The 20,925-nt window shown below is 38.0% G+C and carries 25 protein-coding genes and 1 other annotated feature; of the genes, 18 read left to right on the top strand and 7 right to left on the bottom strand.

Translation table 11 applies throughout. The features are described from left to right. Positions 1-92 precede the first annotated feature (92 nt). Positions 93-324: a binding site (T-box leader), on the top strand. Between the two features lie 41 nt (positions 325-365). After that, on the top strand, positions 366-1,625 hold the full coding sequence (tyrS, locus tag AC1Q59_RS16765; protein ID WP_492366993.1) for a tyrosine--tRNA ligase: 1,260 nt from the start codon (positions 366-368) through the stop codon (positions 1,623-1,625). Between the two features lie 14 nt (positions 1,626-1,639). Beyond that, positions 1,640-1,807: an SE1832 family protein gene (locus tag AC1Q59_RS16760; protein WP_492366992.1), complete on the top strand. Its 168-nt coding sequence runs from the start codon at positions 1,640-1,642 to the stop codon at positions 1,805-1,807. 95 nt (positions 1,808-1,902) lie between these two features. Here the strand turns inward: AC1Q59_RS16760 and AC1Q59_RS16755 are convergent, their stop codons facing one another. Then, on the bottom strand, positions 1,903-3,093 hold the full coding sequence (locus AC1Q59_RS16755) for a site-specific integrase (RefSeq protein ID WP_492366991.1): 1,191 nt from the start codon (positions 3,091-3,093) through the stop codon (positions 1,903-1,905). A 56-nt stretch (positions 3,094-3,149) separates the two neighbouring features. Beyond that, positions 3,150-3,608 carry a helix-turn-helix domain-containing protein gene (locus AC1Q59_RS16750; RefSeq protein WP_492366990.1) on the bottom strand — a complete coding sequence of 153 codons (459 nt, stop codon included), beginning with the start codon at positions 3,606-3,608 and terminating at the stop codon, positions 3,150-3,152. Positions 3,609-3,710: 102 nt separating this feature from the next. Between AC1Q59_RS16750 and AC1Q59_RS16745 the strand changes: the two genes are divergently transcribed. From AC1Q59_RS16745 to AC1Q59_RS16730, 4 genes are all read left to right on the top strand, one after another. Next, a complete protein-coding gene (locus tag AC1Q59_RS16745; RefSeq protein WP_492366989.1) occupies positions 3,711-3,938 on the top strand; it encodes a helix-turn-helix transcriptional regulator in 228 nt (75 codons plus the stop codon). A gap of 6 nt (positions 3,939-3,944) precedes the next feature. Next, positions 3,945-4,214, top strand: coding sequence for a hypothetical protein (locus tag AC1Q59_RS16740; protein WP_492366988.1), 270 nt, complete (start codon positions 3,945-3,947; stop codon positions 4,212-4,214). 117 nt (positions 4,215-4,331) lie between these two features. Continuing rightward, positions 4,332-4,553 (top strand): hypothetical protein, encoded by a 222-nt coding sequence (locus tag AC1Q59_RS16735; protein WP_492366987.1) that lies wholly within the window; start codon positions 4,332-4,334, stop codon positions 4,551-4,553. A 116-nt stretch (positions 4,554-4,669) separates the two neighbouring features. Beyond that, on the top strand, positions 4,670-5,257 hold the full coding sequence (locus AC1Q59_RS16730) for a CHC2 zinc finger domain-containing protein (protein WP_492366986.1): 588 nt from the start codon (positions 4,670-4,672) through the stop codon (positions 5,255-5,257). 112 nt (positions 5,258-5,369) lie between these two features. On the opposite strand, the gene AC1Q59_RS16725 is transcribed toward AC1Q59_RS16730, so the two are convergent. Next, the gene (locus tag AC1Q59_RS16725) at positions 5,370-5,948 is read right to left on the bottom strand and encodes a Uma2 family endonuclease (protein ID WP_492366985.1); all 579 of its coding nucleotides are present in this window, start codon (positions 5,946-5,948) and stop codon (positions 5,370-5,372) included. A 207-nt stretch (positions 5,949-6,155) separates the two neighbouring features. On the opposite strand from AC1Q59_RS16725, the gene AC1Q59_RS16720 reads away from it, so the two are divergent. The 5 genes from AC1Q59_RS16720 (at position 6,156) to AC1Q59_RS16700 (ending at position 7,757) form a co-directional block, all read left to right on the top strand. Further along, entirely contained in the window at positions 6,156-6,368 is a 213-nt protein-coding gene (locus AC1Q59_RS16720; RefSeq protein ID WP_492367089.1) for a hypothetical protein, read from the top strand. Continuing rightward, positions 6,281-6,520, top strand: coding sequence for a type II toxin-antitoxin system death-on-curing family toxin (locus AC1Q59_RS16715; RefSeq protein ID WP_492366984.1), 240 nt, complete (start codon positions 6,281-6,283; stop codon positions 6,518-6,520). Before AC1Q59_RS16720 ends, AC1Q59_RS16715 begins: the two co-directional genes overlap by 88 nt. A 166-nt stretch (positions 6,521-6,686) precedes the next feature. After that, the gene (locus tag AC1Q59_RS16710; protein ID WP_492366983.1) at positions 6,687-7,067 is read left to right on the top strand and encodes a hypothetical protein; all 381 of its coding nucleotides are present in this window, start codon (positions 6,687-6,689) and stop codon (positions 7,065-7,067) included. Between the two features lie 61 nt (positions 7,068-7,128). After that, positions 7,129-7,422, top strand: a complete 294-nt coding sequence (locus AC1Q59_RS16705; protein WP_492366982.1) for a hypothetical protein — start codon at positions 7,129-7,131, stop codon at positions 7,420-7,422. A gap of 158 nt (positions 7,423-7,580) precedes the next feature. Next, positions 7,581-7,757 (top strand): hypothetical protein, encoded by a 177-nt coding sequence (locus tag AC1Q59_RS16700; protein ID WP_492366981.1) that lies wholly within the window; start codon positions 7,581-7,583, stop codon positions 7,755-7,757. 231 nt (positions 7,758-7,988) lie between these two features. On the opposite strand, the gene rpsD is transcribed toward AC1Q59_RS16700, so the two are convergent. Continuing rightward, entirely contained in the window at positions 7,989-8,591 is a 603-nt protein-coding gene (rpsD, locus tag AC1Q59_RS16695; RefSeq protein ID WP_492366980.1) for a 30S ribosomal protein S4, read from the bottom strand. Positions 8,592-8,924: 333 nt separating this feature from the next. Between rpsD and AC1Q59_RS16690 the strand changes: the two genes are divergently transcribed. The 3 genes from AC1Q59_RS16690 (at position 8,925) to megL (ending at position 12,679) form a co-directional block, all read left to right on the top strand. Then, complete coding sequence (locus AC1Q59_RS16690; protein WP_492366979.1) at positions 8,925-9,503, top strand: hypothetical protein; 579 nt, start codon at positions 8,925-8,927, stop codon at positions 9,501-9,503. Between the two features lie 41 nt (positions 9,504-9,544). Continuing rightward, positions 9,545-11,392 carry a sensor domain-containing diguanylate cyclase gene (locus AC1Q59_RS16685; protein ID WP_492367084.1) on the top strand — a complete coding sequence of 616 codons (1,848 nt, stop codon included), beginning with the start codon at positions 9,545-9,547 and terminating at the stop codon, positions 11,390-11,392. Between the two features lie 99 nt (positions 11,393-11,491). Next, the gene (gene megL / locus AC1Q59_RS16680) at positions 11,492-12,679 is read left to right on the top strand and encodes a methionine gamma-lyase (RefSeq protein WP_492366978.1); all 1,188 of its coding nucleotides are present in this window, start codon (positions 11,492-11,494) and stop codon (positions 12,677-12,679) included. Between the two features lie 78 nt (positions 12,680-12,757). On the opposite strand, the gene AC1Q59_RS16675 is transcribed toward megL, so the two are convergent. Beyond that, positions 12,758-13,237, bottom strand: coding sequence for a GAF domain-containing protein (locus AC1Q59_RS16675; protein ID WP_492366977.1), 480 nt, complete (start codon positions 13,235-13,237; stop codon positions 12,758-12,760). A gap of 183 nt (positions 13,238-13,420) precedes the next feature. On the opposite strand from AC1Q59_RS16675, the gene refZ reads away from it, so the two are divergent. After that, positions 13,421-14,053: a forespore capture DNA-binding protein RefZ gene (gene refZ / locus AC1Q59_RS16670; RefSeq protein ID WP_492366976.1), complete on the top strand. Its 633-nt coding sequence runs from the start codon at positions 13,421-13,423 to the stop codon at positions 14,051-14,053. Positions 14,054-14,090: 37 nt separating this feature from the next. Here the strand turns inward: refZ and hisJ are convergent, their stop codons facing one another. Beyond that, positions 14,091-14,894 carry a histidinol-phosphatase HisJ gene (gene hisJ / locus AC1Q59_RS16665; RefSeq protein ID WP_492367083.1) on the bottom strand — a complete coding sequence of 268 codons (804 nt, stop codon included), beginning with the start codon at positions 14,892-14,894 and terminating at the stop codon, positions 14,091-14,093. 224 nt (positions 14,895-15,118) lie between these two features. On the opposite strand from hisJ, the gene ezrA reads away from it, so the two are divergent. Further along, positions 15,119-16,816, top strand: coding sequence for a septation ring formation regulator EzrA (ezrA, locus tag AC1Q59_RS16660; RefSeq protein ID WP_492366975.1), 1,698 nt, complete (start codon positions 15,119-15,121; stop codon positions 16,814-16,816). Positions 16,817-16,854: 38 nt separating this feature from the next. Here the strand turns inward: ezrA and brnQ are convergent, their stop codons facing one another. Beyond that, positions 16,855-18,189 (bottom strand): branched-chain amino acid transport system II carrier protein, encoded by a 1,335-nt coding sequence (gene brnQ, locus AC1Q59_RS16655; protein ID WP_492366974.1) that lies wholly within the window; start codon positions 18,187-18,189, stop codon positions 16,855-16,857. Between the two features lie 315 nt (positions 18,190-18,504). On the opposite strand from brnQ, the gene AC1Q59_RS16650 reads away from it, so the two are divergent. Further along, positions 18,505-19,647 (top strand): cysteine desulfurase family protein, encoded by a 1,143-nt coding sequence (locus AC1Q59_RS16650; RefSeq protein WP_492367082.1) that lies wholly within the window; start codon positions 18,505-18,507, stop codon positions 19,645-19,647. After that, a complete protein-coding gene (gene thiI / locus AC1Q59_RS16645; protein ID WP_492366973.1) occupies positions 19,648-20,853 on the top strand; it encodes a tRNA uracil 4-sulfurtransferase ThiI in 1,206 nt (401 codons plus the stop codon). Positions 20,854-20,925: the final 72 nt, after the last annotated feature.

Raw genomic sequence — 20,925 nt, 5'->3', positions numbered from 1 at the left:
AAAATCTGAAGAATTAGTTATTTTTTTAGCCTTCAAAAAGAATGTTGACTTTTTCTTTACGGTTTGATAAAAATGCTTTATATCAAAAAAATAATAAAGCCAAGACGGGAATCAGTAGTGCTTCTATCCCTGTGATCAGAAAGCCGGCGGTGAGCTGCGAGCCGGTACAAATAGAAGGATGAATTACCTCCCTGAGCTTTCACTGTCAACCTGTTAAACAACACAGTTATAGCAGTGAACGGATTTATCCGTTATCCGAATGAAGTGGAGGATTATCGATCCTCAATCTGGGTGGTACCGCGCAAAAAATACTGCGTCCCTGCAAATTTGCAGGGGCGTTTTTTATTTTTAAGGAGGAAAAAATAATGAATTTATTAGAGGATTTAAAATGGAGAGGCGTTATTTACCAGCAGACAGATGAAGAGGGGTTAAAGGAAACACTTGAAAAAGAGAAAATATCCTTATACTGCGGAATGGACCCAACTGGCGACAGCATGCACATTGGCCATCTGCTTCCATTCCTTACCCTGAGAAGATTTCAAAACTATGGCCACCGTCCAATCGTGCTTGTCGGCGGAGCTACAGGACTGATCGGCGATCCAAAAATGACCGAAGAAAGAACGCTGCAGACCATTGAAACTGTTCAGCACAACGTTGATTGCCTGACAAAACAATTAAAAAGAATTTTTGATTTTGAGGGTGAAAACGGAGCGACGATGGTGAACAACTATGATTGGACTGCTCCAATGAATATAATCACCTTCCTAAGAGATTATGGCAAGCATATCGGTGTTAACTACATGCTTGCCAAGGATACGATTGCTAAGCGTCTGGATTCCGGTATTTCGTTTACTGAATTCACCTATACCATTATGCAGGGGATGGATTTTAAGCTTTTATACGAAAATTATCAATGTAAGCTTCAGATTGGCGGAAGCGATCAATGGGGAAACATCACAACAGGTCTTGAGCTAATCCGTAAAATGGTTGGCGAAGGTTCAAAGGCATACGGGTTAACCATTCCTCTTGTGACAAAAGCAGATGGAACCAAATTTGGAAAGACAGAGGGAGGAGCTGTTTGGCTTGACCCTGAAAAAACTACACCTTATGAATTCTATCAATTCTGGATTAACACAGCAGATGCGGATGTTGTTAAATATCTAAAATACTTCACATTCCTTTCAAAGGAAGAAATTGAAGGTCTTGAAAAATCTGTAGAAGAAGAACCGCATTTACGCAAGGCACAAAAAGCGCTGGCAGAAGAAATTACTCGCCTTATTCATGGCCAGGAAGCATTGGACCAAGCGATTAAAATTACTGAGGCTCTCTTTAGCGGGGATGTAAAAAACCTTTCAGCAGCTGAGATTAAGCAGGGCTTTAAGGATGTTCCATCCTATGAACATGCTGCAGGTGAGGAAATCAGCATTATCGATTTGCTTGTAGCTGCCAAAATTAGCCCGTCCAAGCGCCAGGCTCGCGAAGATGTTGGAAATGGGGCGGTCTCCGTTAATGGTGAACGAATAACTGATCTCGAATATGTTTTGTCTGATCAGGATAAAATTGAAGGGCAGTTTACAGTCATTCGCCGCGGCAAGAAAAAATACTTCCTGATTAAATACATGTAAGAGAGGTCATTGTTTTGAAAAAGTCCGATATTGAATACCAAATTCAGGAGTTGAAGTCCGATTATATCAGGCTGCAGAATGATTTGGAAAAAATGGAATCAGTCGGGGGCAATATTGCCCCTTTAGAAAGGCAGCTTGAAGAGATTGAAAAACAGTTAGCTGAATTAAGGAAACAATTATAAAAGAAAAAGGCTGCCATTTGGCAGCCTTTCCTTATTAACGAGAGTAGAACTCAATAACATTATAAACCCTTGATACATCAATGTTTACGGGGCATTTATAAATGATTAGCCCCAAAATCAGCCCCATTTGCCTCTAAAACCTGGTTAAAAAGGGCAACAGATTTTGATTCGGATTCCTTCAAAATATGGCCATATACACTATAAATCATTTGTGCGGTGTTCCCTAATCTTTCAGCGATAACCTTTACATTTTGACCACTATTTAATAGGATTGTACAATGTGTATGTCGTAACCCATGTATGGTGACACCATGAAGATTTGCTTGTTTCAGTACGCGTCTAACAGCATATAACACGCCATTATCTGTAACGGGTTCACCGGTCTGATGTGAAGTGAAAACAAAAGAATCGTTTTGTAATTTATGGCCAAAGGATAGCATGGTTTCCATACACCATTTACGATAGTTTTTTAATTGCTGGATAAGCAGCTCATCAATTAAAATGGTTCGATAGCTGTTTTTCGTCTTGGGTGTCCGTACCCCTTTATTATCACGTGTTCTTTCAATGGTGATGGTTTTATTCCTGAAGTCGATGTTTCTCCATTGGATTCCCAGGGCTTCCCCTTTTCGCATGCCCGTATAAGCCACCGTTAAGATAAAACTGTAATTCGTGATGTTTTCAACTTGTTTAGCGGTAGATAGAAACTTTACTAATTGGTCAGGGGTGAAATAGTTTAGCTTTTCATCCTTTTGCATTTCATCTTCATTATAGATACTAATTTTCGTGAAACGATTCCGAGACAGGATTTCATCATCCACCGCAGCATTAATGGCGATTTTAAATAAATTATGGAACAATTGAACGGTACTCGGTTTATATTTCTTTTTAAGCACATTGATATAATCACGTACATATGTGGTTTTATCTAACTTTTGAAGCTTGTAATTCCCGAGTAATGGCTTCATTTGTAATCGAATGGCCATTTCTCGCTGTTTCCTAGACGTTTCTTTCCAGCTATTCTTATTTGTTTCATACCAAATGTCTAACCATTGACCAACATTTAGCTGGTCATACTCAATTTGTTTGGTATGTCCTTGCAGCGTTTGAGCTTTCACCTCTAATAAGGCTTTGATCGCTGCTTTATCTGTTTCAAACCCGCTTTTCTTCTTCTCTTTCCGCTTTCCCAGTGCGTCATAATATTTATGGCGAAACATCCAACGTTTTTCCCCTTGAGTATTGGAATAAGAATAAACCTCCGCTTCCTTTGGATGCTTTTTTAATTTCACCTATACCATTCCTTTCATTGCTGGCGAGCGTGTGCATAGGAACGGGTAAGTAGTTGTTATTCCTCTCCTTCCTTGTTGGCTTCTCTTTTGGTAATGAGATAGCCCACATAATTCAAGAGTTCTTTTCTTTCATCCATTGTTATCTTTTTTCCCTTATAAGAAAATTCGTATATTTCATCTAGCAAATGCAGTTCCAGATCAATGTAATGCTTAGAGGTTTTTCCGTCTTGCCATTCGTAGCCTATCCCGAACTTGTTCAAATCTGAAGCGAAAGCCGCACGAGCCTCATGATCTAAATAACCCGCTTTATTAAGTAATTCCAAATACTCCACACCGTAATGGTCAGCAAGTTTTTTAAGCACATCAAAGCTGGGCTTTCGTTCTTTGTTTGTTCTTGGATCGAATCCTCTTTCTAATGTACCTAAATAGGAATGGCTTATCCTGGTGGCCTCTGCTACATCCCTTAATGAATTTTTACCCCTTAATTTTTTCAGATAGTCTCCAAATTCACTCATTTTATCACCTCTGGTGTTGCTAATTTCTATTAACATTGTATATCATGGTTGACAACTATGCAAGTTGTGATATACAATCATAATCAAACGGAGGTGTATATCATGATGGACAATCGTTTAAAGGAAATTAGGATACAAAGAGGAATGACAATATCAGAACTGGCAAGACGTTCTGAGTTGAGTCGTATTACAATCAGTAATATCGAAAACAAAAAGAGTAATCCTACGCAATCAACAATCGTGGCTATAAGTTCGGCATTAGGTAAAAATCCAACTGAAATTTTTTTTGGTGTTTTGTATACCATGATATACAGTGGTAAAGGAGGGTAAGGAGAAATGGACATACTGAATGCTCAAAACTTTAACAAGATGGCTTATGAACAGATTGAAAAGCGGTTAGATGCTGTTATTCATGAAACATTGCTCCTCATTGATGTAAAAAGTTTGGCCAAAAGATTATCCATGTCAGAGCGATTTATTGAAGATGAATTTCTAAAAGATCCGAGGGTCAGACAGCACGAGGTTCGCAAAAACAAAAAGAGATGGTATTGGTACAAACCAACGATTAAAGCGATTGAAGAAATTATAAAAACGGAATGGTACTAAAAATAAAGCTGGCGGGCGTGTGCAAAGTACCAAAAAAGGAAGAATGGTAGTTTCGTAAAATTGTGTGGGCAGATAGGGTTAAAGAGGTTAATAAATTGAAGGAAGGAGCAGCAAAACATGGGTAAATTTCCAGCAGCAAAACATTTATCAGATGGGGAATATAGGCTTTTATTAACGGTTTATGCCGATCATAACAGTTCTATGGGACTGGAGGAGCGTAAAAACTATACCTTGTCCGATATTGTGAAAGTGAAGCGGAATCCGGAGGAAAATTGCTTAGATGTGCATTATCAAAATGGGGAATGGTGGCATTATTACGGTAATGGTACATGGGGTTAAGATTGATTGCTAACAAATCAGAATAGGAGAATGCTAGATGATTGCATGGTTATTTATTTCAACATTTACATTCTTGGTGGGATTATTTATTGGTATGGATAAAAGCGGTGCTTTAGATGAGGAAACAAAATCATAATCGTATTCATTTCGTTGTTGAGCAGATCAAAAATCGTATTGATATAAGAGAAATTGCAGAAGAGCACCTTAATTTGAACAGACAAGGAATGGCTTGTTGCCCGTTCCATTCAGAGAAAACACCGTCTTTTTCTGTTAGTTCTAAAAAGAAGCGGTTTAAATGTTTTGGTTGTGGTATTGGTGGTGATGTTATTGATTTATATGCAAAACTGAATAACCTATCGAATGGGCAGGCTATTGGCTATTTAGGGCAGCGTTTAGGGTTGTCTAGTAACAAACCTATACCGAAATCAATAGAACGAAAATATGCCGAAAAAACCAAGGATAAGAAGCTGGAACAGCGCTTCTTACAGGCATACAAACAAGTGTTTTATAACTTATGTTCCGTTCGGGATGTAATGAATGATTTAGCCAGGCAATATGAATTCATGGAAGATATGGAACTGGATGATTTATTGGTACAGTATTACCACGAACGGGCTTATCATGAACATTTACTAGAATGGCTGCTTGCTGGAATACTAGAAGAAATCAGTTTCAAACAACAAATAGACGTATTTTTGGAATAAGGACAAGGAGAATATCCACTCTCAAGTATTCTTTTTCCGCAAAAAAGGCTTTTCTTGCTCATACCTTGCATGGGTGAGAAAGCCTTTTTATTTTGCTGCAAATCCTGGATATTTAATTTCTAAAAATATGTTTTAAATCAAGTTCCAGTCCTCTTATGGTTTGAACTTGTATCATATCATCTTTTGTAAACACACCGAATGATTCAAATTTATTTTCATCAAATAAGAATACTTCTATAAACTCATTCATAGCGTCCACAATCCAGTATTCCTTAACTCCGACTTTCTCATATAAGTAATATTTTTCCCATTTATCTAATTTGATAGAGGAAGGTGAAAGTATCTCGATAATCATATCTGGTGTCCCTTGGCATCCTCTTTCGTCTAATTTACTTTTATCATAGATGACTGTAATATCTGGCTGCACAACATTATACACTTCATCATTGTCTTTATTTTCAGCTTGTAAACGCACATCAAATGGAGCGCAATATGCTTCACCTTCACTTGAATTTTCACGAAGAAAAAGTGTGAATTCAATCAAAAGTTCCCTTAAGATTTGTTGGTGTCTTCGGGAGTGAGGGGGAGCCAATTTAAAAATCTCCCCATTAATAATTTCAATTTTCTCTTTTTCATTATCCGACAGATAATCTTCATATGAATATCTTCTTTCACCCTGGTTAAAAACCATATATCATTCCCCCAACATTAGGAATAATTTTTCAAAAAAAGGGATTGGTAAAAACCGCTCTTTCCTAAATAACAGGTCGTCCATCAATTATTAAATAATATGTCAATCAAAAGGAAAAAATGTTATAATTAGTTTTTTTAGAAGGCATGAAAGACCTTTTTACTAATTATGATAATACGCTTCGAAATTTAGCGAATAGGTAGTTGCATGACCAGATTTTTAACCAAAAAAGAAGTTATTTTCATCAACGCCTTAGTAATTAAACGATATACACCAAAGGAACAAGCAGAAGTGAAAGACTATTCATTTGGAGAAGAAGCTTATCCGACTTTTTGGTTAAAGGCTGCTGCATTTTATGCGAGCATTCACAAAATCACGCTTTTCATAATGCAAATAAACGGACTGGATTTTCGGCTATGAAACAATTTCTTTGGGTGAATGGCTATACCTTAAAAGCATCCGAACAAGATGCAGAGGATTATACGTTGGGGGTGGTAAGGGAAAAGCCGCCCATTAAGGAAATAGCCGCTTGGATAGAAGAAAATGCGGTGGAAAGACTTCAAGAAAAATGATAGAATAACAACAACATAGAAAATTGTTTGAAGGACTTTTATTCTATGGTCTAACACTCGAAAGAAGCCCAATTCTGATAAGGAAGCAGGGCTTCTTTCATTTTGAAGAGAAGGTGCGTTGTTCCAGAAAAGGGCCATTTTCTGCAATACGGAAGGGGGTATTAAGGTGGTGGATTTTTCAAAGGTTTTTTTGTTACTTAGTATCTTGCTGATACTATTGGTTGGTTGTAATAATGTCAACAAAAACACTTCTACCAGTAACCCTACTCCAAAAGAATATTTGAAATATGATAATGCTGATATTTTTTTCCTTAATGAGCATGTGTTTTCAAATGCACAAAATATTGAATGGGTAACAGAGTTGGAATATGAATTAGGTGAGCAAATAGGCGAAATAAAAAAACTAACAGATAAGGCATCTAAATTTAAGAACGGGACGGCAAATAAATTACCAATTGGAACAAAGATATTTGAAACAGATACACCAGTATACATCGCAATTGTTGATGGAAGAGAGATACCATATTTAGAAATGATAGAAGGTTAGTACCTTATTCAATTATAGGGCCATTTTCTTGTTAGATTTATAACGAAAAGAGGGATTGTATATGAAGCAGTTATACTCATCGTTGCAAAAGGCAGGTTTGATTTTCACAAGTAAACTTTTTGATGAAGAAGAGACGTTTATTCTCATTGAAACAAGGAAAGATGGTTCATCACAAGTTGATATCCCCACATTCGAATCCATTTTTGGAGATGTAAAAGAGAATCCGACATATGAAGCCTTATCTGGTTCCCACACTTTTAAATTAGATGGAAAGCAATATACGATGACTGCTGAGGAAATGGGTTATCAAAAGTATTTCGACCAATGGAAAGAGCAAGGAATATTTAACTTCTGATCAACAAACGGGCGCTTTAATGTAGTAAGACAGTTGTTTTATTTGAGGACATGAACCATTTTTCGACAGAGCGTTGATAATCGAAACGTGGGTGTGAATGGCTTCATAAGGCGGTTTCGGAACCATCACGAAGAAATTCGGAGGTTCCGAGCCGTTTTTTGTTTGATTATAAAGAAATTTTAAAAGCGGAAGAGAGGTTTTTTCCAACGGTTAGCAAAAACCAAAAGAAGGCAGACCAAAAGAGAAAAAATAATTTCCGTCACCGATTGATCAAAAAAAGGCAACAAAAAACGCTTGTTTTCAAAATCGGAGAGCTAGGTATCGAGAAGTTGTAGTTTTTCCACTTTTTCCAAGAACGGAGAATTGTTACTTGCCTATTCCTATACACACGCCGCCATGATTATTTTTATCGTTTTGGGGATCGCCCCAATCTTGCCCCACTTTGCCCCAATTCCATTCAATTTTATGCTATATTTTGCATAGTGAAATAAAATAAAAAAGCCCGAGAACCTTGATATGACAAGGTTTCTAGGGCTTTTAATGTTATACTTTGCAAGGCGCAAAGATTAACGAGAGTAGAACTCAACGATTAGAGATTCGTTAATTTCAGCTGGAAGTTCAGAACGCTCTGGTAAACGAGTGAAAGTTCCTTCTAACTTGTCTGCATCGAAAGTTAAGAAATCAGGAACAAAGTTGTTTACTTCGATTGCTTCTTTGATGATATCAAGGTTGCGTGATTTTTCACGAACGCTGATTGTTTGTCCAGCAGCTAAACGGTATGATGGGATATCCACACGAGCACCGTCTACAAGGATATGACCATGGTTAACTAGCTGACGAGCCTGACGGCGAGTACGAGCTAAGCCAAGACGATAAACAACGTTGTCAAGACGTGATTCTAAAAGAACCATGAAGTTTTCACCGTGTTTACCAGCCATTTTACCTGCTTTATCGAATAAATTACGGAATTGGCGCTCATTTACTCCATACATATGACGAAGTTTTTGCTTTTCCTGTAATTGTAATCCGTATTCAGATAATTTTTTGCGTTGGTTTGGACCATGTTGTCCAGGAGCGTAAGGACGCTTTTCTAATTCTTTACCTGTACCGCTTAGAGAGATTCCAAGACGGCGAGATAATTTCCAGCTTGGGCCAGTATAACGAGCCATTGAAGACTCCTCCTTCATGTTTTTATTTTGGTAAAATAAAAACAGATGTGTACAACAATCATGTCCATTTTGTTTTCTAGTATCTTCGCCCTCGCAGCTGAGGGTTACACAATACCCCATCATCAGAAATCCCTGATTGAGGAACAAAATGAGTGCATCAGAGTGTTCACATAGGCTGCGATATTTTACACAAAGAATATTATATAATTTATCTGCTAGTAAAGTCAATCATTAAAAAGTTGTTTTTTTAGTTAAATCCCTATAGTATTCATAAATTATCCTATCTTTGTATGATATAATATGGGAAAGAAAAAGAATATTTGAGTGATAGCAGTGAAAGAAACGCTAAAAGAGAAACGAATCCGATTTATGCTAATCGGTTTTTTTGTTCTAATAACAGTATCTGCTTTCTTTATCCGTCAAGAAAAGGTGCAGCACGAGTGGCATGCACCAAGGGCAGCGGTTCTGCATGAAAGCATAGATGAACAGGATCATGCGATTGTAGCACTATATGAATATAAAGAAAAGCAGCATGTGTTAGGTATTTATGAAATGGATCGAACTAATCAATATAAATTTAATGCTATAACCATTTTATCACTGGACAAGTCTCCAGATGAACTCCGGCCAGATAAGAAAGGCATGGGGGTTTGGGTGCTTGCGGGAGATAAGTGGAGTTATTATACGAAACAGCTTGAACTGAAAAAGAAGGCTCTAAAAGCGGAAAATGTTGTTGATGATAAGGAGCCCTTTGTCTTTGATCAAAATAATTCAGCCATTATATTGAAAAGTGGGCAGTCAATTGCTCTTTCAGAGAAAGAACATCCAATTGAAGTGCATGCATTGTCGGCAGACTCCTCCCTCCTGCTTATTGTTACAGATGATGGCATAAAGATTGCTGCCAATAATTAATAATTTTTTGATTATTATGAATGTCTAGGGTGATGATAATGATGGGACCTAACGAGCATCAATTAATATTAACACTAAAAAGCCGCTTTTTAGATATTCTTGATGTAGAAGATGGCTTATTATCGTATGGAAATTTATTGTTTGAAATGCTCGAAGCCATCAGGGAAAAAGCGGATTCCAAGGCAGCTGCTTTTTACAGCTATCATAATTGTAAAAAACAATTAATCCTTGAATTGGCAACAGGAGATCAGGGCTATTTTTCAACTGTCCCTTCTGCCAGCTTTAGAGAAGACCTCGGGAGGATTAGGAAGGAAGGACAAGGCTTTATCCAAAGAGACTTCGCACTATCATTGGATAAAGGGGATTTAGGTTTTATCGTGCTGAAATCTCCAGGAAATGCAAGCATGATTTCAGAAAGCCTTGCAGAATCGCTCAGTATAGAAAGTGTTAAATTTATTGCTAAAGCAAAATATTTAGCGCGGACTATTTTAGAAGAAAAAAGGTATAAACAGCTTTTTCGGGTCACTGAAAAGTTCCATTCAACGATGAATATGGATGATGTGCTTGGAGAAATCATTGATACCCTAAAAGAGGTCTTTCCTTCCTTTACCTACTATTTGCTGCTTTCACATGACAGCCGAAATCTGGGGGGGCTGCCGATAAAAGATTTAGAGTATGACAGTGAAAATCTTGCTGCTATGCAGGCATATGTAACTGGTTCTGTTCAATTCGAAGACTCCCTGCAGGAGAAAAGGTCCATCATGTATGCGCCCCTAAAAGGAAAGCAGGGAGTTTATGGGGTTTTGCAAGTTATAGCGCCGAATACTATTACCTTTCCAAACAATGAGATAGAATATATTACGCTTCTTGCCAAAACAGCAGGAAGCGCATTGGAAAATGCGCAGCTTTACCAGCAATCAAGAAGATTTATTGCTGATTTAAAGCTGATCAACGAAACATCTCATCAATTAAATTTAAATTTAAGGCTGACAGATACGACAAACTATATGACAAAACAGATTGTCGCTTCTTTTGATGCGGAAGAAGTGGGGTTTATCCTGTTTTCTGAGGAATTTCAAATAACTACTGTTTTACATGGAAGCACTGAATTTTTCTTCAAAAAGGAAGCAGAGAAATATATAAAATTTGTTAAGAAAAAAATAACCGAGAATAATGAATCCATTTTCATTGGCGACTTTTCGCCGAATAATGGTTTAGAGTACAAATATAAATCCATCATTGCTGTACCGATGTCTCAGTCTGGGGTTTTAAGGGGATTTGCAATTGTCATGGGAATCGAAGCCTACCATTTTTCATTCGAATCTTTTAAGCTTCTTCAATCTCTTATTCATCATTCCACCCTGGCCTTTACCAATTCTATGCTGAGGGAAGAACTTGAGAAGATGGTGATTACCGACCATCTCACAAAATTGTATTCAAGAAGCTTCCTTGATGAGCGGATTCATCAGTCAATGAATCAGGATCGTGAAGGGACCTTTATTTTAATTGACATTGATGATTTTAAATCAGTCAATGATACGTTTGGACATCAGGTAGGAGATGAAGTAATCATTCAAGTGGCAAAAATTATTCAAGGAAATATCCGCGGAACAGATATTGGGGCAAGATGGGGCGGAGAAGAACTGGCAATCTATTTGCCTGGCGTATCCTTATCTGATGGTTTATTTATTGCCGATCGTATTGTTAATAAGGTAAATGAAAATACAGATCCGCATGTGACAATTTCATGCGGTGTATCCCATTGGAAAAAAGGTGCCAATGTTTCCTATTCCGTGTTATTTAGGTCAGCTGATCATGCACTATACACTGCAAAACAAACGGGAAAAAATAAAGTAGTTGTACAGGAAAAGGTCTTGTCGAATAGATAAATCGGCAAGGCCTTTTCTTATTAAACAAAAAAGGCTTGAAATCATATCCTATATAAAATGCAATCATTGCTAGCGGTTCTAAAAAAAGGGGAGATCATTGTGAAGGGGAAAACATCGGGGGAATTTGAAACAAAGCTGATTCATGGAGGCTATGATTCTTTCAAATATGATGGAAGCCTTGTTCCGCCTATTTTTCAATCATCCACATTTACGTTTGAGAATGCGCTTCAGGGGGAAAGACGTTTTGCCGGTGAAGAAGGGGGCTATATTTATTCAAGGCTGGGGAATCCAACGGTAAAGGTTCTTGAAGATCGGATGGCAGAATTGGAAAATGCGGAGGCAGCGTTAGCGTTTGGATCTGGCATGGCCGCTGTATCAGCTGTATTGTTTGCATTAACGAAATCTGGTGATCATATTCTTTGTTCGCAGGGGGTGTATGGCTGCACCTTTGGATTGCTCGAAATGATGAACGAAAAATATCATATTAGCCACGATTTTTCTTTAATGGAATCGAAAGAACAGCTGCTAGAAGCAATTAAGCCAGAGACAGCCTGTATCTATATAGAAACGCCCATTAACCCGACTATGAAGCTTGTGGATCTCGAGATGGCAGCAGAGGTCGGCAGGGAAAAAGGAATTCCAGTTATCGTTGATAACACCTTCTGTTCGCCATATTTACAAAATCCTATTTCCTTAGGCTGTGATGTTGTTATCCATAGCGCGACCAAATACATTTGCGGGCACGGGGATGTAATTGCAGGGATTGCTGCGGGTAAGAAGGAGTTTATGGATTCTGTCGCTAAGACAACTTTAAAGGATATTGGAGGCATCATTTCTCCATTTGATGCCTGGCTGCTCCTTCGCGGTTTAAAAACCCTTGCTGTAAGGATGGACCGTCATTGTGAGAACACCGAAAAAATTGCGGAATTTCTAATCCAACATCCAAAAGTAGAAAAGGTCTATTATCCAGGAGATAAAAACAGTCCTGAATACCATATTGCTAAAAAGCAAATGCGAAAACCTGGGGGCTTAATTTCCTTCTCTCTTAAAGGGGATAAAAAAACGGCCCAATCTTTTATGGACGATCTAAATTTAATTAAAATAGCTGTAAGCTTGGGTGATGCCGAAACATTAATCCAGCATCCGGCGACAATGACGCATGCAGTGGTTCCAAAGCAATCAAGAGAGAAAATGGGGATTGATGACAGTCTATTAAGGCTTTCGATCGGATTGGAAAGCTGGGAGGATATTCGGAATGATCTGAAACAGGCTTTAGATATTCTTTAGGAGAAGGGGCTGTCAAAGTGACAGCCCCTAAAACTGCTCAATTCAGAAGGCTTCTGGAGCCTTCTGAAACCTTGCAAATTATAAATAAGACACAAGGATTCTTACGAAATCTTCCAGTTCTCTTTTGTCCAGCTCATCGAAGCGGCTTTTTTCCGGCGAGTCAATGTCGAGCACACCAATCAGAACCTGATCTTTAACAATTGGCACGACAATCTCTGATTGAGATGCCGCATCACAGGCAATATGGCCTGGGAATTGGCTGACGTCCTCTACTAGCTGTGTTTCCACTTGTTTGGCAGCAGTGCCGCATACACCCTTTCCAAATGGAATTCGGACACAGGCTGGAAGTCCCTGGAAGGGCCCCAGAACAAGTTCATTATCTTCGGCTAAATAAAACCCCACCCAATTAATTCGGTCAAGGAATTGATTCAACAGTGCACTGGCGTTGCTTAGATTAGCTATACGGTTCGGTTCACCGTCAAGAAGTGCAGCCAATTGCTTTTTGACGAGTGAATATTTTTCTTCCCGTGTTCCCTGATAGGAATCGACTTTAAACAATGCTATTCACCTTTTTTCTTAAGAAATTACCTATTATTTTAGCAAAATCACAGGAAATGCCCATCATTTTGTCGAGAAATATATAAAGGATAAGGTGATTTTAACAAGAATATTTTAATGTAACAAGAAATCCGTTTGTTTTTGTCTAAAGATTTGGGGGAAATTCTAAGGGGGTGTCAAAAAATGAAAAAGACTTCTAAGGAGTTAATTGTTGAAGCGGCCGTTTCGTTGTTTAATTCAAAAGGATTTAATGGAACCTCTATCCGGGATATTGCAGAAAAGGCAAAGGTCAATGCGGCAAATATTGCTTATTATTTTAAAAACAAACAGGGGCTCCTGGAACACTGCTTTACCATGTATTTTGAGGGATATGTTGAGGAAATTGAAAAGGGATTTGAACTGATTGATGAGGGTGCGCCTGGCTGCCTAAAAAAGATTGCCGAAAATATTATGAATTATCATTACCATAACATTGCTTTAACTAGATTCGTTTTGCGTGAAATTTCCATAGATTCCCAATTTGTCCGCGAAATTATGTCTACTTATTTGATGAAGGAAAGGTACTATATTAGCAAGGTCGTTGAGAAGGGTGTGAAGACAAGGGAGTTTCGCCATTTAATGACCGATTATGTGATTCTTCAGCTCAAAGGCCTATTAAACATGCCATTTTTAAACGCCCAATATATGGCCGAAGTACTGCACGTTTTTCCCCATGAAAAGTATTTTGCCGAAAAATATTTACAGGAAGTTTTTAACTGGGTAGATGGTGTTTTGTGTAAACATGAATACGAAAAGACTGTATTAGCTGTCTACTGAGTTTCAAAATGCTGGAAGGAGGAAGCATAAAGAGTCCTTAAGCTTCCTGAATTTGCATAACATCCCGTCCCTGTCCCAGTTCCTTTATTTGGTGCGCGTCAGATCCATAAATGAGAGGAATCCCCATTATTAAAGCTTTTTCTGCGATCCAGCGGGGTGGATATGGCTCTTTGCAAAGAGGTTTAGAGGTGCCAGCACCATTATAATCAAGTTCGTAGCCCTTATCATTTATGGCACTAAGAATATTTGTTATTTCCTCAGTAAATTCCCTCTGTAAAGGGAATTTTTTTTGGAACTTTTTTACAATGGTCATATGACCTATACGCTTTGGTTTGTATGGGCCAAGGTCACACTCAATTGACTTAAGTAATGTACGGAAATAATTTGTATACACCTTTTCAATGCCCCTGTACTTTTCAATCATTTGCAAGAAGGTATCTGGACTGTAATCCAGGCAGTCATACATGTTATCATATTTCAAAAAATGGACAGATAAAATGGCATCATCCAAATATTTGCCATATTGATTAAGAAATGCTGTTGTCCCCTGCTCAAAGCCCTCAATATAGTCAACCTCAAGGCCAGTATTAATTTCTATTTTACCTTTATATTTTTGTTTAACTTTGGCCACTTCTTCGAAATAGGCTTCAAGTTCCTCTAGCCTCATTGAGCTATCCTTAGCAGGGACAGGGTCTATAAAGCCTTTTGGCAGAGGGGCATGCTCGGTAAAAGTAATTTCCTTAAATCCTAACGAAAGAGCTCTCTGGACATAACCTTCTATTGGGTCTTTTGTCCCGTGCGGGCAAAATGGTGTATGAATATGGCCATCCTTCACGGCGATAACTTCCTTTCCAGCGTAAGTATAGTGAATTAATTGGAAATATTAGGAGATTATTATTCAATTAAGATTACAAACATATTCTTTTCTTATATTTTATATAAAAAATTGAAATAAATAGTCAAAAATTGTCGTTTACATGGTATCATAAAAACATTGAAATGAACATCAATTCAAGTATATAGATCGTCATATTGCTCGGAAGGAACAGGGGGCTTTTAAAAATCATGGAGTACATTATTGGCGCTATCGTCATTGTCATAGGATTATTTATTATAGGTTTTATTTTAAAGAAGAAGAATTTTAAGGAAATTGACCGGCTGGAAAAGTGGAAAATGGATATAATGAATCGCCCTGTTCTTGAAGAAATGTCGAAAGTTAAGCAATTAAACATGACGGGACAGACAGAAGAACTATTTGAGCGCTGGAGAAGCGAATGGGATGATATCGTCACTGTCAAGCTTCCGAATGTGGAAGAATTTTTATTTGACGCAGAGGAATTTATTGATAAATATCGATTCAGAAAGGCCAAAGAAGTTCAAAGAGAAATTGAAAAGTACCTTGCTGATATTGAGGATAAAATTAAGATATTGTTATCTGAATTAAACGAGCTTGTAGGAAGTGAAGAAAAGAACCGGGTAGAAGCAGAAGATTTAAAAGATCATTATCGTGAGAGCAAAAAGCACCTATTGGCTCACCACCATACATATGGCAAAGCAGCAGATCTGCTTGAAAAGGAACTTGAAGGCATCTATAGCAAGTTTGAAGATTTTGATGTAAAAACTGAAATGGGCAATTATTTGGAAGCAAGAGAATTGGTAATGACAATAAAGCTTCAAATGAACGAGCTGGACCAAAAGATGGAAGCAATTCCGAACCTGCTTGCTGAATGTCAGTCGAAGATTCCGGCCCAGTTAAAAGATCTTAAAGAAGGATATAAGGAAATGGCTGAACAAGGCTATATCCTGGATCATATCGAAGTAGAGAAAGAAGCTGAAAAGCTTTTAGGTGAAATGGCTGTTCATTTAGGTGAAATTGAAGAAGCAAATATTTCTAATGCTCTCCCAGGTATTGAGGAAATTAAGGATAGAGTCAACACGCTTTATGACCTTCTGGAAGAGGAAGTACATTCGAAACACTTTATCATCCAGCAGGATCCAGTGACTAGAAATATGCTGTTTGCCAATTTGGACACAAATAGGCAGCTCAAGGAAGAAGTGGCGTTTGTTCAGCAGAGCTACCACATTTCTGAAAAGGATGCTCAAATACAAGCGGAGCTTGATAAAAAGCTTGTCCAGCTGAATAAGCGATTTGAGACTTTAGAATATAAGATCTTAGCAGAAGGCACCGCTTATTCGTTCTTAAAAGCCGAGCTTGAGGAAATTAAAAATCAACTGGAAGAAGTAACAGAAGAGCATGCTAAGTTCCAAGAGAAACTCCAAGCATTAAGAAAAGACGAATTAGCTGCCAGAGAAAGTGTCGCGGAATTGAAAAAGCGCATAGCTGAATGTGTAAGACTTGTTTCAAAAAGCAATGTTCCAGGAATTCCTCAGGATTATCAATATTTGTTAGAAGATGCAAGAGAAAGCATTGGAAATGTGATTGAAAAACTGAATGAAAAACCGCTCGATACGCAAATGGTTCAGCAGTATCTAGAACTTGCAGTATTAACTGTAAACAAGGCTGTGAAATCATCAGAAGAGATGATTGATACCATTATGCTGGCTGAAAAAGTCATTCAGTACGGAAACAGATATCGCAGCAGATATTCTTCGGTTGAAAAGGGTTTGCAGGAAGCCGAGGAATCATTTAGAGGATTTGATTATAAAACAGCGCTTGAACAGGCTGCCGCCGCTATTGAGAAAGTAGATCCAAGTGCTATGAGAAAAATTGAAGCAATTTTAAATGAAGATGATGATAACTAAAAAAGGAGCACCGTTCGAAAACGGTGCTCTTCTTTATATTAATTTGTCTGGATTGTCTTTTCGGATGCGCCCGCTGAAAGGGCAATGAAGTATCCGACAATGGCCCCGGCAATAGCAGGAACAATCCAGCCAATCCCTTGTGAAGATAGCGGAAGGAAACTTAATGCATCCATGATTCCCGACACATTGAGTCCAGCTGTATTTAACGCATCAATCAGACTAATGAATCCTGTTGGAATTATGGCACAGATATAAACTAGTGAGTAGCCTTTAAACCAGTTATGCACAAAAGATAATAAGATCATAACAATCGCAAGCGGATAGATAAAGGTTAGTACAGGAACTGAAAATTGAATCAGCTGTGTTAATCCGGCATTTGCAATGATCATACTAAAGATGGAAAAGGCAATAACAATAGTCTTATATGAATAGCGCGGTAAAAGCTTTGAAAAATATTCCGCACAAGATGATACTAATCCAATCGACGTTGTCAAACAGGCAAAAATAATGGCAAGACCTAAAATGACATTACCGAAAGAGCCGAATAAATGGTAAGCCGCACCCGATAAAATGGCACCGCCGTTTTCCTGAATACCTACAGAATCAGGGCTAGTAGCACCAATATAGGCAAGGGCAAAATACACTAATCCAAGACCGGCTGCAGCAATTAATCCTGCCTGAATACAAATCTTTGTAATGTTCTTTTTATTAGCAACCCCAAGACCTTTAATTGAACTTATAACAATGATCCCAAATACAAGCGCCGCAATGGTATCCATGGTTAAATAACCTTCTACGAATCCCTTAAAGAAAGGACCGCTGACATATGCATCAACTGGTGCTTGTGGTGTGCCTAACGGTGTAATAAAGCTTTTGACAACTAGTATAGCCAGGATAATTAATAAGGCTGGTGTTAGGATTTTCCCAATGGTGTCAACTAGCTTTGTTGGGTTCAATGCAAGCATCGCTGTTATTGCAAAAAAGATTACAGAAAAGATGGCAAGAGACAAATGGCTGTTGGAAGCGTTTTCAGACAAGAAGGGCATAATCCCAATTTCGAATGAAACGGTACCTGTACGTGGAATCGCAAACAGCGGTCCAATAACCAAGTACATAACAACTGTAAAAATAACACCATATACTGGATGCACCCGACTGGCCATTGTTTGAACATCCCCAGTTTTAGCAATGGCAATAATACCTAATAGCGGAAGGCCTACACCAGTAATTAAGAAACCTATAATCGCAGTCCAGACATGTGATCCAGCATTTTGCCCAAGGAATGGAGGAAAAATCATATTTCCTGCTCCAAAGAAAAGAGCAAAAAGCATAAGGCCAACGGCTAAGATCTGCTTAGTAGATAATTTGTTCATAACTATATCCCCCTGAATCGTATCGAATGTTTTGAACATTGACCATATTAACATAGAATTTTTTATCCATGTCGAAAATTATCGAAGTTGTAATATTAAATATATTACAATAATTACCTTTTAACTCCCCATCCCCATTCTATTGTAATTATTTGCAATAATAAAGGGATTTTATTATTGTCAAAATAGAATTACTATTCAAAATGAGGCGCGTTGAAAACTGAAATATATTCCATTGCTTTCATTGAACGTACAAATATGGTAAGATTTTTAGTTGGCAACGGAGGGTTTTCGACAAATGATAAGGAGAAGGCCATGATATATTTTGACAATAGTGCAACAACCAAACCATATAAAGAAGTGCTTGATTCATTTACAAAGGTTTCCACCAGCTTTTTTGGGAATCCATCGTCATTGCATAGCTTTGGAGCGCAATCAGAAAAACTGATTTCACAAGCAAGAGAACAAATGGCTAAGCTTATGAAGGTTCAGTCAAATGAGATATATTTTACTTCAGGCGGAACGGAAAGCAATAATTTAGCAATTAAAGGATCGGCTCTGATGTATAGAAACAGGGGTAAGCACATCATTATTTCTGAAATAGAGCACCCATCAATTAAAGAAGCCGCCTTGCAGCTAAAAGAATTAGGCTTTAAAGTCACCTCTATTCCTGTGGATCAAAACGGACACGTAAATGTAAAGGATATTCAAAAGAAAATAACCGATGAGACCGTCCTTGTATCGATTATGCACGTGAATAATGAGGTTGGATCTATTCAGCCGATTAAAGAAATCGGCGATTTTCTAAAGGACTATCCTAAAATCTTATTCCATGTTGATCACGTACAGGGGATTGGAAAGGTTCCGTTAGATTTCCATAATTGCCATATAGATCTTTGTTCGATATCTGCCCATAAATTCCATGGCTTAAAAGGCGTAGGTGCGCTTTATATTAGAAATGGCGTAAAAATTTCACCGCTTTTATCTGGGGGCGGGCAAGAGAACAGACTTCGAAGTGGGACTGAAAATACAGCAGGAATTATTTCTATGGCAAAAGCACTTAGAATCACTTTGCAGCAGCAGGAAAGTCATCAAAAATTAATGATTAGAATAAAGGATTTTTTAAGGAGTCAATTGGAAAAGATAGAAGGGGTTGTCATTCATACACCTATTTTCCAATCTGCTCCGCATATTTTGAATTTTTCAATCGAAGGCTTTAAAGCGGAAGTTTTTGTTCATGCGCTTGAAGAAAAGAATATTTATGTGTCAACGACAAGTGCATGTTCCTCTAAAAAGGCAAAAGCAAGCTCCACCTTAATGGCAATGGGAGTTAAAGAAGAAACAGCATTAAGTGCAATAAGGGTCAGTCTTGCTTATGAGAATACAATTGAAGAAGCTGATAAATTTATTGAGGCGGTAAATCAAGCTGTTACAGGGCTAAGAAAGGTTATGAATTGAATGAATTATGATCGTATACTTATTCGCTATGGTGAGCTTTCTACAAAAGGCAGAAACCGGAAGCATTTTATTGATAGATTAAGAAGAAATATTAAAAGTATCCTTAGAGATTTCCCTAATGTGAAAATTGAAAGCAATCGGGAAAGAATGTTTGTTTTATTAAATGGTGAGGACAAGGATGCTGTCCTAGACAGCCTTACAAAAGTATTTGGCATTCAAACCTTCAGTCCGGCAATTAAAGTTGAAAAAGATATAGAGAAAATGAAACAGGCAGCGTTAGAGCTTTTTCAGATGAATGATACTGAGGGTATTACCTTCAAAATCACAACAAAACGGTCTGATAAGGAGTTTGAATTTGATACAGGCGAGCTGAACCATATTTTTGGCTCACATTTGCTCAAGAATATTCCAAATCTTAAGGTTGATGTAAAGAATCCGGATATTAATCTTTTAGTTGAGGTGCGTAAAGAAGCTATCTATATGTCTTGTGAGACTGTTCATGGGGCAGGCGGTCTTCCTGTTGGTTCCAGCGGTAAAGCAATGCTTATGCTCTCAGGAGGGATTGACAGCCCTGTAGCTGGCTTTCTATCCATGAAAAGAGGAGTGGAAATAGAGGCTGTTCACTTTTTCAGCCCGCCATTTACAAGTGAGCGTGCGAAACAAAAGGTCATTGATTTATCCGAAAAATTGGCGAATATCGGAGGAACTGTTAAGCTTCATATTGTTCCTTTTACAGAAATTCAGCAGCTCATTCACAAACAAGTTCCAGAGAACTATTCAATGACAACAACAAGACGTCTCATGCTGAAGATTACTGATGAAATTAGAAGAAGAAATGATGGCCTGGCAATTATCACAGGGGAAAGCCTTGGGCAGGTTGCAAGCCAGACGCTTGAAAGTATGTTTGCCATCAATGATGTCACAAACACACCCATCTTGCGACCGCTAATTACAATGGATAAAACAGAAATTATTGAGCTATCACAGAAAATTGATACGTTTGAGATTTCCAGCCGGCCTTATGAGGATTGCTGCACCATCTTCGTGCCAGCCTCACCAAAAACTAAGCCAAAAAGAGATAAAGTAAGATACTATGAAAGCTATACAGACTTTGAACCGTTGATAGCCGAAGCGGTTAACAATACAGAAACGGTTGAAATCAAACCACAGAATAAAAAAGAGGACCAATTCGCGGATTTGTTTTAAAACAGAATCGCCATAAATTAAAAGATGCAAGATTTACCAATAAATTTTTGTATATAGCCATGTGATTCTACA

The organism is Cytobacillus sp. MT66, from assembly GCF_058792595.1.
This window is presented reverse-complemented; position numbering and strand designations above follow the sequence as displayed.